The organism is Flavobacterium sp. NPDC079362, from assembly GCF_050267765.1.
GTDB lineage: Bacteria > Bacteroidota > Bacteroidia > Flavobacteriales > Flavobacteriaceae > Flavobacterium > Flavobacterium azizsancarii.
Window position 1 is genome coordinate 129,701 of record NZ_JBNNFM010000006.1, and the last position, 14,621, is coordinate 144,321.

The following is a 14,621-nucleotide window of genomic DNA, read 5'->3' on the forward strand; positions in this document are numbered from 1 at the left end:
AATTTAAAATGAAAAAAATTCTTATAACTGGCGGAGCCGGTTTTATTGGGTCCCATGTAGTAAGACGTTTTGTAAATAAATATCCGGGATACCAAATCTTCAATTTAGATGCTTTGACGTATGCCGGTAATTTGGAGAATATTAAGGATATCGAAAATCAACCCAATTATACTTTCATAAAAGGGGATATCGTTGATGAGGCTTTTATCAATGAACTTTTTTCATTGCATAATTTTGATGGTGTTTTTCATTTGGCCGCGGAATCCCATGTCGATCGCTCTATTGAAGATCCTTTAGCATTCGTAAAAACAAATGTAATTGGTACAATGAATTTATTGAATGCTGCCAAAAATCAATGGAAAGATAATTTTGAAGGGAAACGTTTTTACCATATCAGTACTGATGAAGTATATGGTTCTCTTGGAGTAGAAGGTCTTTTTACAGAAACTACTTCTTATGATCCTAATTCACCTTATTCAGCTTCGAAGGCAAGTTCCGATCATTTTGTGAGAGCGTACGGTGAAACGTATGGTTTACCTTATGTTCTAACGAACTGTTCAAACAATTATGGTTCCTATCATTTTCCGGAAAAATTAATCCCCCTTTTTATAAACAATATTATCAACAACAAACCATTACCAGTGTACGGAGACGGAAACTATACACGTGATTGGCTTTTTGTCGAAGATCATGCTATTGCAATAGATTTGGTTTTTCATGAAGGAAAAAATCATGAAACCTATAATATTGGAGGGTTCAATGAATGGAAAAATATTGATTTGGTGAAATTACTGTGCCAAATTATGGATCAGAAATTAGGAAGGTCTGAAGGTACTTCTGAGGAATTAATTACTTATGTTAAAGACCGTCCCGGACATGATTTACGTTATGCGATAGATGCCTCAAAAATTAATAAAGAATTGGGATGGAAGCCATCCGTGACTTTTGAAGAAGGATTGGAGAAAACAATCAATTGGTACCTTAATAACGGAGAGTGGCTGCAAAATGTGACTTCTGGTTCTTATAAAGAGTATTATCAAAAACAATATTCATAAAAGCAAGTAATTTTATTTAAACCAAATAGGTTAAATTATAATTTCATATGAAAAAAATAACATACGTTCTTACGCTCCTTTTTATTTTAGTATTGTCAGTTAATGCAAATGCTCAGGACATACTCAAATCTAAAGATTTAAGTACTGTTAAAGTCGATTATTTGTCAGATGATGATTTGGCTAAAATTAGTGCTCAATTAAAAAGTAATAATGCAACAATTGATAGTGCGGAGCCAATCGCTTTGTCAAAAGGGATGAGTCAAACAGAGTTTAATAAGCTTAGAATTAAGCTTACTGAATATGAAAAGAAAAATGGTAAAGGAGTTGCAAATGATAATAGTAAGCCAAAAATAGTAGATAAGGATTCCGATTTGGGTAGAAAACAAGAGACAATTAAAAATAATAAAGTAAAAGATTCAGCAAATGCTTTAATTTTTGGATCTGAATTGTTTGATAATCCTACTTTAAATTTTGAACCTGATTTAAAATTGGCAACTCCTATGAATTATATTCTGGGACCTGGAGATGAATTGCAGGTAAGCGTTTATGGTGTTCAGGAATACAATGCCAGTATACCTGTTAGTGTTGAGGGAAAGATAACTATAGATTACGTTGGGCAAATTTTAGTTTCCGGAATGTCAATTGAAGCAGCTACTCAAAAAATTAAAGCATCTATTGCAAGAGTCTACAGTACAGTTTCATCTGGCCAATCTCAAGTCAGTGTAAGTTTAAGTCGAATTCGTACAATAAAAATAACGATTGTAGGAGGAAAACAGCCAGGAAATTATTCTATTTCTTCTTTGGCAACAGTGTATAATGCTTTGCATTTGGCTGGAGGGCCTGGAAAAAATGGAAGTTATAGAAATATAGAATTAATTAGAAATAATAAAGTTTATAAAAATGTTGACATCTACAAGTTTTTGGTGAAAGGGGATCAATCTGATAATGTGAGTTTGAAAGATAATGATGTTATTCGAATTCCTGCATATAGTCAAAGAGTTACAGTGGAAGGAGAAGTAAAACGTCCGGGAATTTTCGAAATGAAAAAAGGAGAAAAGTTTTCCGACCTGTTGAATTTTGCATCTGGTTTTAATGAATTTGCTTATACTGCATCAGTAAATGTAATGCAGAAAACAGGAAAAGAATTCAAAGTACATGATATAAACGAAAGTGAATACAATACTTATTTACCACAATCTGGTGATGTCTTCAGAGTGACTAAAATTTTAAACAGATTCGAAAATCGTATTAAAATCGAGGGAGCTGTTTTTAGACCAGATTATTATTCTTATAGTGAAGGAATGAGGATTTCTGATCTTATTACAAGAGCAGAAGGTCTGAAAGAAGATGCTTATACAAAAAGAGCAAGAATTATTCGTTTAAAAACAGATTTGACTACAGAGATTGTAAATGTTGATTTAAGTGCTGCTTTATCAGGTGATTTGAGTGCGGATTTAGAGCTAAAAAGAGAAGATATTGTAACCGTATATTCTATTCTGGATTTTAGAGAAGAATATAAGGTTACTATTGATGGTGAAGTAAAAAATCCAGGTGTGTATGAATACTTTGAAAACTTGACATTAAATGATTTGGTGGTTCAGGTTGGTGGTTTAACAGGTTCTGCCTCTAAGAGAGTTGAAATTGCAAGAATGGTAAAGTCTGATGTTATTGATGATGCTGATCCTAAGCGTATTGAATTAGTGGAACTTGAAATTACAGCGGGCAATAATGAACAAATTAAAAATTTTGTCTTAAAACCTTTTGACGTTATTAATATTCGAAGAATGGCGATTTATGAAAAGCCGGAAATGGTCATTGTTAGTGGTGCTGTAAGTTATCCGGGTAAATATGTTTTGGCAAATAAAAAAGAAACAGTCTATAACGTTGTGATGAGGGCAGGAGGATTAACCTCTATTGCCAATCTAGATGGTATGAAAATAAAAAGACCATTCAAACAAGAACAAATTGATCAATTAGAAAGTATAGATTTAAATTTATCAAAGAATGATTCAGTAAAGGGTAAGTTAGCTAAAAAGCTTAAAGAAGATTTAAAATTTGCTATCATACCAGTTAACTGGGAAAAAATTGTAAAAGATAAAAACCATTATTCAAACGTTACTTTGTTTCCTGGCGATGAGATTAAAGTTGCTGTTTATAATGAGGGTGTAAAAGTAACTGGAAACGTATTATTGACTTCTGAGATTCCATATAGAAGTGGAAAAGGTTTTAAATATTACATTAATGCAGTTGGAGGTGTAGATAGTAAAGGCTGGAAGAAAAAAGCTTATATTATTTATCCAAATGGGAATGCTTCCGTTACAAGTTCATTTTTATTCTTTCGATCATACCCAAAAGTAACACCTGACTCTCAAATTGTAGTTCCAGAAAAACCGGAAACTAAGAAGATGAGTACAGGAGAGTGGGTGGGAATCGGAAGTGTTTTGACTAGTTTAGCATTGTTAATTGTTACAGCTTTTAAATAAAATATTTTTTAATGAATAATACACCTGTTGAAAACGATGAAATTTCGTTGAAAGAATTAATACAAAAGGGTAGAGAGTGGTATTCTTATCTTTTATCGCAATGGAAAGTCATTGTTTTAGCTGGAATAATTGGAACAGCTTTAGGATTAACATATTCATTTATTAAAAAACCAATTTACACCGCAACGTTATCTTTTGCATTGGAAGATGAAAAGAGTGGAGCAGGGTTAGGTGGAGCTTTAGGTTTGGCTAGTTCATTTGGATTAGATTTAGGAGGAAGTGGAGGTGGAATTTTTACAGGTTCTAATCTAACAGAATTATTTAAATCGAGATCAATGGTCGAGAAAACCATGTTGTCTCCAGTAAATATAAATGGAAAGATTGTGTCCTTAGTTGACATGTATATTGATATTAATGAATGGAGAAAAGATTGGGATAAGAATTCTAAATTGTCTAAAATAAAATTTTTGCCAAATTCAAATCGACAAAAATTTACTCGTGTACAAGATAGTATTATGGGATTGATTTATCGAAACATATCTACAGGAGCTCTAAATGTTGCACAAAAAGATAAAAAAGTAAGTATTATAAGTATCGATGTGTCCTCTACAAATGAACTTTTTTCTAAACTCTTTTGTGAAACTTTAGCAAATCAAGTTAGTAAATTTTACATTGAAACTAAAAGTAAAAAGGCAAGATTGAATATGGCTATTTTAGAGCGTCAAGTGGATTCTATTAGAGGAGAATTAAACGGTGCAATTACTGGTGTGGCAATTGCTAATGATAATACTTTTAATTTAAATCCAGCTCTTAATGTTAGAAGAGCGCCTTCTGCGAGAAGACAAGTTGATGTTCAGGCAAATACAGCTATTTTGACTGAGTTAGTAAAGCAGGCAGAACTAGCAAAGGTTACTCTTCGTAAGGAAACTCCATTAATCCAAGTGATTGATAAACCAATAATGCCTTTGAATAAAGTTAAATTCGGTAAGATAAAGGGGGGAGTCTTAGGTGGTTTCTTAGGTGGTTTATTTACCGTTTTAGCTTTAATATTAAGAAGATTTTTTAAATTGATTAGCAAATTATAAATACATATAGTAAATATTAATGAACATTCTAAAATTGATAGGCAGGAAGGAAGAGATATTTGAAAGTGATATTTTAATTTATGAAAAACAATTGTCCAAAATTGTTAAGTCTTCTTCATTTTTAGTGATTGGTGGTGCAGGTTCAATAGGTCAAGCTGTAACGAAAGAAATATTCAAAAGAAATCCCGCTAAATTACATGTAGTTGATATTAGTGAAAATAATATGGTAGAACTTGTAAGAGATATTAGAAGTTCTTTTGGCTATATTGATGGTGATTTTCAAACATTTGCTTTAGATATTGGCTCAATTGAATATGATGCCTTTATTAAATCTGATGGGAAATATGATTATGTTTTGAATTTATCAGCATTGAAACATGTTAGAAGTGAAAAAGATCCTTTTACTTTAATGAGAATGATAGATGTAAATGTTTTTAATACAGAAAAAACTTTAGAGCAGTCAATCGAAAATGGGACTAAAAAATATTTTTGTGTTTCTACAGATAAAGCAGCTAATCCAGTTAATATGATGGGTGCTTCAAAAAGAATCATGGAAATGTATTTGATGCGTAAAAGCCAACATATTAAAATTTCGACAGCTCGTTTTGCAAATGTTGCTTTTTCAGATGGATCATTATTACATGGTTTTAATCAACGAATAATAAAAAAACAACCAATCGTAGCACCAAGCGATATTAAAAGATATTTTGTTACACCTAAAGAATCCGGTGAGCTTTGTTTAATGTCTTGTATTTTTGGGGACAACCGCGATGTTTTCTTTCCTAAATTAAGTGAAAATTTGCATTTAATTACATTTGCAGATATTGCAGTTAAATATTTGAACGAATTAGGCTACAAGGCCTATCTTTGCAGCTCTGAAGAAGAAGCTCGAGATAAGTCTGAAGCACTAATTAAAGAGAAAAAATGGCCATGTCTGTTTACTAGTAGTGATACAACAGGAGAAAAAGATTTTGAAGAATTTTTTACAGATACTGAAGTATTAGATATGGATCGATTTGAAAATTTAGGAGTGATAAAAAATGAAGCTAATTATGATGCACTAAAATTAGAGGGATTCAGCACTAAAATTAAAATTATGAAATCAAATAAAAGCTGGAGCAAGGATGAAATAGTTGATTTGTTTCATAAAATGATTCCAAATTTTGGACATAAGGAAACAGGTAAATATTTAGATTCTAAAATGTGATTATGGCTTCAATTGATTCAGTTATATCTTTTATAAAAGAACAATATAAAACAGAAAGTTTTATACCTCTACATGTTCCCAAATTTGGAGGTAACGAAAAAAAATACCTTCTAGAAACTATTGATTCTACATTTGTATCTTCAGTTGGTGCTTATGTAGATCAATTTGAGATAATGATGCAAACTATTACGCAAACTCAAAAAGCGGTTGCAGTTGTTAACGGTACAGCAGCAATTCAGGTCGCTTTGCGTTTATTGGGTGTTAAATCAGGAGATGAAGTATTAACACAAGCATTAACGTTTGTTGCAACTGCCAATGCTATAGCATATCAAAACGCAACTCCTGTTTTTCTAGATGTAGACTTAGATACTATGGGTTTATCGCCTAAAGCAATTTCCTCGTTTTTGGAAGAATTTGGTGAATTACGTGAAGATGGGTGTTATAATAAAAAAACGGGAAATAAAATAAGTGCTTGTTTACCAATGCATACCTTTGGGTTTCCAGTACATCTTGATGAACTATTAGCAATTTGTAATGCTTGGAAAATTCCATTGATTGAAGATGCTGCAGAATCATTAGGTAGTGAATACAAAGGAAAACCTACCGGGAGTTTTGGAAAGTTAGGTGCTTTTTCATTCAATGGAAATAAAATAGTTACTTGTGGAGGTGGTGGTGCGATTGTTAGCAATGATCTTAAATTGGGAGAAAAAGGAAAATACTTAACTACGACAGCTAAGATCCCACACCCTTATGAATATGTTCATGACGAAATGGGATATAATTTCAGAATGCCAAATTTAAACGCTGCATTGGCATGTGCCCAATTAGAACAGTTGAATAGTTTTTTAGAAAATAAAAGAAAGTTAGCAAGAGAATATGAATCTTTTTTTGCTACCAGGGGAATAAAGTTTAGAACAGAAACTCCAGAAACCAAAGCTAATTATTGGTTAATGTGTGTTGAGTTAGAAAATAAAATCGAACGAGATTTATTTTTGGAAACAACAAACAAAAACAATGTAATGACTAGGCCAATTTGGCAATTGATGTATCGTTTACCAATGTATAGTCACTGTTATAGAGACCAACAAGTTAATGCTGAATTTTTAGAAGAAAGAATTGTAAATATACCAAGTAGTGTCAGATAAAAAGATAATTCTTATAGGATATTCAGGACATGCTTATGTTGTGGCAGAAACCATTTTGGAAAATGGCTATGAATTGATTGGATATTCAGAAAAAGAAGAATCAAAAAGTAATCCTTATAACTTGTTGTATTTAGGATTTGAAAACGAAGAAACTTTTACAGGATGGAGAACTGATGCTTCTTTCGCAATTGGTATAGGAGATAATAAGATTAGACAAAATGTTGCCGTTTTAATTGAAACCAGAGGAAAAACAACTCAAACAATTATTCATAAAACGTCTCATTTGTCAAAGAATGCTTCAATAGGTTGCGGAACTTTTATTAATAAAAATGTAGTTGTTAATGCATTTACATCAATAGGAAAAAATGTAATCTTAAATACAGGTTGTATAATTGAGCATGAATGTGTTTTGTATGATGCAGTACATATAGCACCCGGAGCTGTTTTAGCAGGTAATGTCACAGTTGGAGAAAGGACTTTTGTAGGAGCTAACTCTGTAATTAAGCAAGGTATTGTAATTGGTAAAGATGTTATAATAGGCGCAGGCACTGTTGTAATCAATGATGTGCCTGACGGTAAAAAAGTAGTTGGTAATCCTGGTCGAATAATTTAAATATGAATAAAGTAATTATTATAGCTGAAGCTGGAGTAAATCATAACGGTGATATTAATGTAGCAAAGAAATTAATTGATGCTGCAGTAGATGCCGGTGTTGATTATGTAAAGTTTCAAACTTTTAAAGCAGATAGTTTAGTTAGTAAATCGGCTAAAAAAGCAGAATATCAGAATGTTAATATTAATGACGGAGATGATTCTCAATATACTATGTTGAAAAATTTAGAGTTAAGTCATGAAGATCATTTACAGCTAATGTCTTATTGCTCTGAAAGAAATATTAAATTTTTCTCAACGGCCTTTGATGTAGAAGGAGTGAATTATTTAAATGATTTAGGCCTTTCTTTTTTTAAAATTCCTAGTGGAGAAATAACAAATTATCCTTATTTAAAAGCGGTTGCTTTATGTGGAAAACCCGTTATTATGTCGACAGGTATGTGCTCAGAAATAGAAATAAAGAATGCTTTAGAGGTATTAATGAAATTTGGTATTAGTAAAGAAAAAATTTCAATTCTGCATTGTAATACAGAATATCCGACTCCAATGAAGGATGTAAATCTAAAAGCAATGTTATCTATTCAAAAGACTTTTGATGTGGAAATAGGATATTCAGATCATACACTTGGTATTGAAGTACCAATTGCGGCAGTTGCAATAGGAGCCAGAATAATAGAAAAACACTTTACATTAGACAGAACATTACCTGGACCTGATCATGTGGCATCTTTAGAGCCTGATGAATTGAAAAATATGGTGAAGGCAATTCGTAATATAGAATTGGCTATCAGTGGAGATGGAGACAAAAAACCAAGTGAAAGCGAGACTAAAAATATTGCTATTGCAAGGAAAAGTATTTTTATAAATAAGAGATTAGAAAAAGGACATACAATCACTGATAGTGATATAGTTTCATTGAGACCTGGAGATGGAATATCTCCGATGGAATGGGAAAATATAGTTGGAAAAAAATTGGTCGTTGATAAAAATGAGTTTGATAAACTTTTATTTTCTGATATAGGATGAAAATAGGTGTATTAACTAGTTCAAGAGCTGATTACGGAATATATCTTCCTTTGCTTCAAAAAATGAAAAATGATTATTTTTTTGAAATAGAGATTATAGCTTTTGGAACTCATTTGTCAAGATTGCATGGATATACCTTAACAGATATAGAAAAAGACAAATACAATTGTATTCATAAAATTTCTTCTCTAATTTCAAATGATGACGAGCAATCGATTGCTTCTTCTTATGGATTAACGGTATTAAAGTTTGCAGATTTTTGGAAAATGCATCGATACGATTTAGTCCTATGTTTAGGAGATCGTTTTGAAATGTGTGCGGCCGTACAGGCAGGAATTCCTTTTGAAGTAAAATTTGCTCATTTGCATGGAGGAGAAACTACATTAGGAGCAATAGATAATATTTATCGCCATCAAATTACTTTAGCATCATTTTTGCATTTTACTGCTACAGAAACGTTTACTGATAAAGTTAGGTCTTTAACAAATTCAGATAACAACATTTTTACGGTTGGAGCGTTAAGTTTGAGCGACATTAAGAGTTTTATCCCTGTAGAAAAACAAGCTTTTTATGAAAAGTTTATTATCCCTAGTGAAGAATTTGCATTAGTTACCTTTCATCCGGAAACGATTTCGTCCAATGATAATATTCAATACGCGCAGGAAATGAAAAATGCTTTAGCTACTATTTCTGAGAAAATATTTGTAGTTATTACAATGCCAAATGCAGATACACAAGGATCAATATATAGGAAGGAAATTCAAAAACTAAAGACCGAAAAACCTGAAAAAGTCCTATTAATTGAAAATTTTGGTAAGATTAATTATTTTTCCGCAATGCATTATTCTAAAATTCTAATTGGCAATACTTCAAGTGGTATTTTAGAAGCAGCTTCTTTTGGTAAATATGTGATAAATGTTGGAGATAGACAGAAAGGAAGAGCTCAAAGTAGTAATATTATAGACTGTAAGTTTGAAGAATCATGTATTGTTTTAGCTTTTGATAAAGCATTAAAGTTGGAAAAGTACGAGGGTGAAAATATATATTTTAAAGATCATGCAGCCAATAATATAATTAATATTATAAAGGAATTTTTATGAGAATTTACAAAGACCATCTAATTCTTTCTGGAAGTAAAGTAAAAGAAGCACTACTTTTGTTAAATGAATTGTCGCAAGATGCTATTCTTTTTGTAGTTAACCAAGAGGATAAATTAATTGGTGCACTTACTGATGGAGATGTAAGAAGGGGATTGATTAAAGGTTTCACAATTGATAGTTATATTGATGAAATTATTCAGGATAATCCACGATATATAACTAAGGGTGAAAATAATTTAGCAAAAATTATTGAGTATCGTGAAGGGGATTTCAGAATTGTACCGGTAGTTGACGAAAACCATAAAGTTGTAAATGTTATTAATTTTAGAAATATTAGGTCTTATTTACCTATTGATGCGGTAATTATGGCAGGTGGTAGAGGACAACGTTTACAGCCTCTAACTGATTCTAAGCCAAAACCATTGTTAAAAGTTGGTGATAAGGCAATTATGGAACATAACCTTGACCGTTTAACATTATTTGGAATCGATGATTTTTGGGTATCTGTAAAATATTTAGGAGAACAAATCGAAACCCATTTTGGAAAAGGAAATGATAAAAACATTAAAATAGAATATGTTTGGGAAAGTGAGCCCTTAGGTACAATTGGTGCTGTTTCTAAAATTAATAATTTCGAACATGATTATATTTTAGTTACTAATTCTGATTTATTAACAAATATAGATTACGAACAATTTTTTTTAGAATTTATAAAACAAGATGCTGATTTGGCAGTTTTGACTATTCCATATCAGGTCAGTATTCCATATGCCGTTTTAGAAACTAATAATGGTCTAGTTAAAAGTTTTAAAGAAAAGCCAACATATACTTACTATTCCAATGGAGGGATTTATTTAATGAAAAAAGAAATGCTTAAATATATTCCGGAGGATATTTTCTTTAATGCCACAGATTTGATGGAAGAACTAATTAAAAATAATTTAAAAGTGATTTCCTATCCATTTGTTGGGTATTGGTTAGATGTTGGTAAACATGAGGATTTTGAGAAGGCACAAAAAGATATAAACTATATAAAATTTAAGTGATGAAAAATTTTATACTCATAATTGGATTAGGTTCCATGGGTAAAAGAAGGGTGAGGAATTTAAAAGCTCTAGGAATAAATAATATAATCGGATTTGATAAAAGAGATGACAGGAGAAGCGAATCTGTGGAGAAGTATCAAATAGAAGTTGTGAGTAGTTTAGAAGATGCTCTATCAAATTTTAAAATTGATGCTTTTGTTATTTCCTTACCACCAGATATTCATCATATTTATATGAAGAAGGCTTTAGAATTAAATATACCAGCTTTTATTGAAGCGAGTGTAGTTGATACTGATTTTGAAGAAATGATTATAGAATCTAGAGAAAAAGGTATATGTTTAGCGCCATCATGTACTTTATTTTTTCATCCGGCAATAAAAAAAATAGCTGAAATTGTAAAAAACGAGGAACTTGGTATAATATCTAACTTTTTATATCATTCAGGACAATATCTTCCTGATTGGCATACGTATGAAGAGGTTAATGATTATTATGTTTCTAATAAAGAAACAGGTGGAGGAAGAGAGATTGTTCCTTTTGAATTAACATGGATTACTTTAGTTTTGGGATTTCCAAAGAGAGTTGTTGGTCTCTATAAAAATGCAATTGAAATAAAAGGGGCAGAGCATATTGATGAAACATACAATTTATTAATGGATTATGGTAATTCAATATTTAATTTATCAGTTGATGTTGTTTCTAGATATGCAACCAGGCGATTAACTATCAATGGAGACAAAAAACAGTTATATTGGAATTGGGATGATAATATGATTAAAATTTATGACCCTGAAACAAGTAATTGGGATGAAATAAAGTATGAAACTATATCTGCTCAAACAGGATATAATAAAAATATAACAGAGCAGATGTATATAGATGAGATGGCAGCTTTTTTAAAGGCGGCCAAAAGAGAAGGTGACTTTCCAAATACATTAGAACATGATCATCAGGTGTTGAAAGTTTTATATGCTGTTGAAAGTTCGGATGATAATAATGTCATTGAAAAATTGTAATGATAGGAATTTTTATTACCGCGAGATTAGGGTCAACCAGATTAAGTGAGAAGCATTTGATAGAAGTAAATTCAAAACCTTTGATAAAACATCTTGTAGAACGCTTTTCGGTTGCCTTTAAAGACATTATTGAGAAAAATGAATTGAAAATATTTATTACAACTTCGATAAAGCCTGAAAACAAAAAATTTGAAACAATATTTGATGAAAATGATGTAGAAGTATTTTATGGCTCTGACGAAAATATTCCTTTTCGTCATTTGCAATGTGCTCGTAAATTTGATGTAGATTTTATAGTTTCCATAGATGGAGATGATATCTTATGCTCCACTGAAGCATCAAAATTAGTAATAGATAGCTTGATGAACGGTTCAAAAATGGTATATACTTCTGGACTGCCTTTAGGTATGAATAGTACTGGTTATAGCAAGGACTTTTTAGAGAATTCTTTAAAAGGAATTGAATCTAATAAATTAGAAACTGGATGGGGGAAAATTTTTAATAAAGATGAGATTGATATTATTCAATTAAAATTTGCAGATGAAGTAGCAAAAATTAGAATGACTTTAGATTATGAACCAGATGCTGACTTTTTTAAAAAGGTGATATCAAATATTGATGTTTTAAATGTTTCTGACAAAGTCTTGATTGATTCGATAATTAAAAACGAGTGGGATCAATTAAATAATCATCTAGATGATATTTATTGGTCAAATTTTAACAAACAAAAACAAGAAGAAAACTAATTTTTTTGATATGGAAAAATCATATTCGCAAAGACTGCATAATGTAATACCAGGAGGAGCACATACCTATTCAAGAGGTGATGATCAATTTCCATCAAATGCACCTTCTATTTTAGAAAGAGGAGAAGGAGCTTACGTTTTTTCGCCAGAAGGGAATAAATACTTGGATTATGGAATGGGATTACGATCGGTTAATATTGGTTATGGAAATAAGGAAATAGCCGATGCGTGTTATGAAGAAATTTTAAAAGGGAATAATCTTACAAGAGCTTCTGTGACAGAGTTGAAAGCAGCTGAATTATTGTGCGAGTTAATCCCGTCTGTAGATATGGTCAAATTTGCTAAACATGGTTCTGCCGTTACAACAGCAGCTATGAAATTAGCGAGAGCCTATACTGGTAGAAAGATGGTCGCAGTTCCTGTAGAACAGCCTTTTTTTTCATATGATGATTGGTTCATAGGGTCAACAGTTCTTACTAGAGGTACGGTTGAAGAAGCGAGTCAACTTACTCTTAAATTTAATTATAATAATATAGATTCGTTAAGAGCACTTTTTGATGAATATCCAAATCAAATTGCGGGAGTAATGCTTGAAGCGGCAACTACGGTAGAGCCAACAACCAATTTCCTTCAGGAAGTTCAAGATTTATGCAAAGCAAATGGAACAGTTTTTATAATTGATGAAATGATTACTGGTTTCAGATGGGACTTGCAAGGTGCTCAAACTTATTATGGAATAGAACCTGATTTGTGTACATTTGGAAAAGCTATGGCTAATGGTTTTGCTGTTGCAGCTTTGGCAGGGAAAAGAGAAATTATGCAGATTGGAGGAATATTGGATGAAGGAGCCGAGAGAATATTTTTGACATCGACAACTCATGGTGCAGAAATGAGTGCATTAGGAGCTTTTATTAAAACGATGGAAATATTAAAAAGAGACCTCGTAGTAGATCATTTTTGGAATTATGGTAATAAATTAGTTACCGGAATAAATAATATTTCTAAGGAATTGGGAATTCATGAGCAATTTTATGTAGAAGGATATCCTTGTTCTCCAAACTATGTTGCAAAAGATAAGGATCGTAATGTGTCGTTGGCAATGCGTACTTTGTTTGCTCAGGAAATGTTAGAAAAAAAGATAATGATGCCATATATAGCAGTTTCTTATTCGCATCAGGAGATAGAATTGGATATGACATTATCTGCAGCGAAACATGCTTTGACGATTTATAAAAAAGCATTAGAAAGTGGATTGGAAGTATATCTAAAATCTCCAGTCATTAAACCAGTATTCAGAAAATATAATTAATGAAGTTAGCTGTAGTTTCTTTAAATTCAGTTTGGGAGGATAAACAATCCAATTTGAAAGAGGTTGAACGTATAGTTGCGTCTTTAAGCCTAAAGGTGGACTACGTTATTTTTCCTGAGATGTCTTTGACTGGTTTCTCTATTTCTAATTTGGCTTTGGCGGAAGATTTGGAAAGTTCAAGTTCACTTATAGCTATCCAAAAAACAGCTAAAGAGCACCGAATGAATATTGTATTTGGATTGATGATTTCTAAAAATAAAAAAATATATAATAGTTGCATTGCTGTAAATAATAAGGGAGAAATAGCTGGGACTTATGAAAAAATACATCTTTTTTCTTATGCTGGAGAAGATGAATTGATTGTAGGAGGTAATCAGATTAGGAGCCTTCCGTGGAATGGTGGTTGGGGATTAAGTATTTGTTTTGATTTAAGATTTCCAGAGCTTTACCAAGAATTGTCAAAGGAGAATTTAATTTTGGCTAATATAGCTAATTGGCCAAAAGGAAGAGTAAGTCACTGGAGAGCTTTACTGAATGCTCGAGCTATAGAAAATCAAAGTTTTATGATTGGTGTTAATCGAACTGGTCTTGATGGGAACGGTTTGGAGTACGAAGAAAGTTCTTGTGTTTTTTCGCCTACAGGAGAAAAGTTAGAACCTTTAGAAATCTGTGAAGAAATAAAAATATTTGATTTGAATTTAGATGAAGCGATAGAATATCGAAAAAAATTTCCAATTAAAAAAGACAGGCAGAATACCATTTATAAAGAGTTCTATAAATAATAAACAAGA

The 14,621-nt window shown here is 31.6% G+C and carries 13 protein-coding genes; all 13 read left to right on the top strand.

What is annotated here, in order from left to right; all coding sequences use genetic code 11:
* Window positions 1-8: 8 nt before the first annotated feature.
* Genes rfbB through ACQKCJ_RS08325 form a run of 13 tightly spaced genes read left to right on the top strand, consistent with a single transcriptional unit; the run spans window position 9 to window position 14,612 of the window.
* Window positions 9-1,055: a dTDP-glucose 4,6-dehydratase gene (gene rfbB / locus ACQKCJ_RS08265; protein WP_427401758.1), complete on the top strand. Its 1,047-nt coding sequence runs from the start codon at window positions 9-11 to the stop codon at window positions 1,053-1,055.
* A 47-nt stretch (window positions 1,056-1,102) separates the two neighbouring features.
* Window positions 1,103-3,538, top strand: a complete 2,436-nt coding sequence (locus tag ACQKCJ_RS08270; protein ID WP_427401759.1) for an SLBB domain-containing protein — start codon at window positions 1,103-1,105, stop codon at window positions 3,536-3,538.
* 11 nt (window positions 3,539-3,549) lie between these two features.
* Complete coding sequence (locus tag ACQKCJ_RS08275; RefSeq protein WP_427401760.1) at window positions 3,550-4,623, top strand: Wzz/FepE/Etk N-terminal domain-containing protein; 1,074 nt, start codon at window positions 3,550-3,552, stop codon at window positions 4,621-4,623.
* A gap of 19 nt (window positions 4,624-4,642) precedes the next feature.
* Window positions 4,643-5,830, top strand: a complete 1,188-nt coding sequence (locus ACQKCJ_RS08280; RefSeq protein WP_427401761.1) for a UDP-N-acetylglucosamine 4,6-dehydratase — start codon at window positions 4,643-4,645, stop codon at window positions 5,828-5,830.
* A gap of 2 nt (window positions 5,831-5,832) precedes the next feature.
* A complete protein-coding gene (locus tag ACQKCJ_RS08285; RefSeq protein WP_427401762.1) occupies window positions 5,833-6,975 on the top strand; it encodes a LegC family aminotransferase in 1,143 nt (380 codons plus the stop codon).
* Window positions 6,965-7,588, top strand: a complete 624-nt coding sequence (locus ACQKCJ_RS08290) for an acetyltransferase (protein ID WP_427401763.1) — start codon at window positions 6,965-6,967, stop codon at window positions 7,586-7,588. The genes ACQKCJ_RS08285 and ACQKCJ_RS08290 overlap by 11 nt, the downstream gene beginning before the upstream one ends.
* A 2-nt stretch (window positions 7,589-7,590) precedes the next feature.
* The gene (neuB, locus tag ACQKCJ_RS08295; protein ID WP_427401764.1) at window positions 7,591-8,613 is read left to right on the top strand and encodes an N-acetylneuraminate synthase; all 1,023 of its coding nucleotides are present in this window, start codon (window positions 7,591-7,593) and stop codon (window positions 8,611-8,613) included.
* A complete protein-coding gene (gene neuC, locus ACQKCJ_RS08300; RefSeq protein WP_427401765.1) occupies window positions 8,610-9,713 on the top strand; it encodes a UDP-N-acetylglucosamine 2-epimerase in 1,104 nt (367 codons plus the stop codon). Before neuB ends, neuC begins: the two co-directional genes overlap by 4 nt.
* On the top strand, window positions 9,710-10,759 hold the full coding sequence (locus ACQKCJ_RS08305) for a nucleotidyltransferase family protein (RefSeq protein ID WP_427401766.1): 1,050 nt from the start codon (window positions 9,710-9,712) through the stop codon (window positions 10,757-10,759). The genes neuC and ACQKCJ_RS08305 overlap by 4 nt, the downstream gene beginning before the upstream one ends.
* Window positions 10,759-11,775, top strand: a complete 1,017-nt coding sequence (locus tag ACQKCJ_RS08310) for a Gfo/Idh/MocA family protein (RefSeq protein ID WP_427401767.1) — start codon at window positions 10,759-10,761, stop codon at window positions 11,773-11,775. Before ACQKCJ_RS08305 ends, ACQKCJ_RS08310 begins: the two co-directional genes overlap by 1 nt.
* Entirely contained in the window at window positions 11,775-12,521 is a 747-nt protein-coding gene (locus ACQKCJ_RS08315) for a cytidylyltransferase domain-containing protein (RefSeq protein ID WP_427401768.1), read from the top strand. The genes ACQKCJ_RS08310 and ACQKCJ_RS08315 overlap by 1 nt, the downstream gene beginning before the upstream one ends.
* Before the next feature lie 10 nt (window positions 12,522-12,531).
* Entirely contained in the window at window positions 12,532-13,830 is a 1,299-nt protein-coding gene (locus tag ACQKCJ_RS08320) for a glutamate-1-semialdehyde 2,1-aminomutase (protein ID WP_427401769.1), read from the top strand.
* Window positions 13,830-14,612: a nitrilase-related carbon-nitrogen hydrolase gene (locus ACQKCJ_RS08325; protein ID WP_427401770.1), complete on the top strand. Its 783-nt coding sequence runs from the start codon at window positions 13,830-13,832 to the stop codon at window positions 14,610-14,612. Before ACQKCJ_RS08320 ends, ACQKCJ_RS08325 begins: the two co-directional genes overlap by 1 nt.
* Window positions 14,613-14,621 lie beyond the last annotated feature (9 nt).